The sequence below is a fragment of the Sciscionella sediminilitoris genome (assembly GCF_000737195.2).
Classification (GTDB): Bacteria; Actinomycetota; Actinomycetes; order Mycobacteriales; family Pseudonocardiaceae; genus Sciscionella; species Sciscionella sediminilitoris.
In genome coordinates this window covers 1-316 of sequence record NZ_JALM01000159.1, presented here as the reverse complement: position 1 = coordinate 316, position 316 = coordinate 1, and the positions used below count along the sequence as shown (strand labels likewise).

General features: G+C 62.3%; 1 protein-coding gene. It reads left to right on the top strand.

Going from position 1 to position 316, the window contains the following annotated elements; translation table 11 throughout:
- The coding region (locus AD72_RS34550) for a molybdopterin cofactor-binding domain-containing protein (RefSeq protein WP_037348412.1) at window positions 1-316 on the top strand (316 nt) is incomplete at both ends.

Sequence of the window (316 nt, the reverse complement as noted above, 5' to 3'; positions counted from 1 at the left end):
CCCGCTCGATCCGGAGACCGGACAAGGCGACGCCCACGTCCAATACGCCTTCGCCGCACACCGCGCCATCGTCGACGTCGACACCGAACTCGGCCTCATCAAAGTCATCGCCCTCGACTGCGCCCAAGACGTCGGCAAAGCCATCAACCCCCAAGCCATCACCGGACAAATCCACGGCGGCTCCACCCAAGGACTCGGACTCGCCGTCATGGAAGAAATCCAAACCCACAACGGCACCATCACCAACCCCTCCTTCACCGACTACCTCATCCCCACCATCCTCGACACCCCACCCATGCACACCCACATCCTCGAA